The organism is Paenarthrobacter sp. CM16 (assembly GCF_013179505.1).
GTDB lineage: Bacteria > Actinomycetota > Actinomycetes > Actinomycetales > Micrococcaceae > Arthrobacter.
Genome location: NZ_JABMCX010000541.1, coordinates 1 through 1323 on the forward strand (window position 1 = coordinate 1; position 1323 = coordinate 1323).

General features: G+C 63.4%; 1 protein-coding gene. It reads left to right on the top strand.

All coding sequences use genetic code 11. The annotated features are described in order from the left end of the window. Positions 1–1096, top strand: a 1096-nt coding sequence (locus tag HP499_RS24315; protein WP_172326583.1) for a glycoside hydrolase family 26 protein, incomplete at its 5' end; no start/stop codon positions are given. Positions 1097–1323 lie beyond the last annotated feature (227 nt).

Sequence of the window (1323 nt, forward strand, 5' to 3'; positions counted from 1 at the left end):
GGTGCCGGTGGTCCAGGCACTCTCCCTCTGCAGGGCCGTGGACGCTTCCACCATCGTGCCCAAGGACGGCGTTCTGCTGGGCGTCAACCTGGACTGGAACTCCGAAACCCTGGCGGAACACCAGGCCAACCTCGGCCATGATCCTGCGGTGGTGGTCCAGTTCTCGGACATTCCCTACGACGACGAAACGTGGTCCCACACCACCAACGCCGTCACCCAGGTCCGTCCCACCGGCGGGGTCCTGCTCCTGACATTGGAACCACACGGAGGCTTGGCGACCATGAGCGACGAAGTGATCGCGACGTTGGCCAACGACTTACGGGACATCAACGATCAGGGCACTCCCGTCGTCGTGCGTTTTGCGCATGAGATGAACGGTTCCTGGTATTCGTGGGGCCAGCAGCCGCTGCGCTACGTGGAGGTCTTCCGAAAGGTCGCTGCGGCCGTGCATTCCCAGGCGCCGGGTACGTCCATGATGTGGGCGCCGAACTACGGCGGCGGCTACCCCTTTACCGGAGGCCAGTTTGCCGCGCGTCCAGGCACTCCGGACTTCGCGGCACTGGACACGGACCAGAACGGAGCGCTCACCATGGCCGATGACACGTACGCGCCCTATTACCCCGGGGATGACGCCGTGGACTGGGTGGGTGTGTCCCTTTATCACTGGGGCAATCAACGGCCTTGGGGCAACAACGACATCTCCGAGCCGGGGAAATTCCTGGCCATGCTCACGGGCAACTACAACGGGACCGCCGGAGACGACAGCGCCGTCCCGGACTTCTATCAGGTCTACGGAATAGACCATCAGAAGCCGGTAGGGATCCCGGAGACGGCGGCGATCTTCACGCCGGCACGCGGCGGAGCGTCGGAGTTGGATGTCAAACGGGCTTGGTGGCGCCAGGTCTTCTCCGCCGAAACCCACCAACAGTTTCCGCAATTGAAAATGATCAACTGGTTTGAGTGGAAGAAGTACGAGATTGAAATAAACGACGACGTCGACTGGCGGAGCGCTGGAACGCCCGCCATCCGCGATGCCCTGACCCAGGACCTGCCGGACTGGCTGCGGTACGGGGAGGATTTGGGCGTGTGCCGCTAGGTGGCGCCGGTCAAGTCGCTGGGCTGATCAAGCCGCTGGGTTGGTCAAGCCGCTGGGCTGATCAAGCGGCCAGGCCTAGGCGGTGGGAGCTGCCTTCACTGCTTCCACAGGTTCCGCGTTCTCTGCAGGGGCTGTGCCCGCAGCTGCCGGTACCCGCTCCGGCACCATGAATTTGGGCAGCAACACTTGCACGATCGGGCCGATAGCCACGGCATAGACAACGGTGC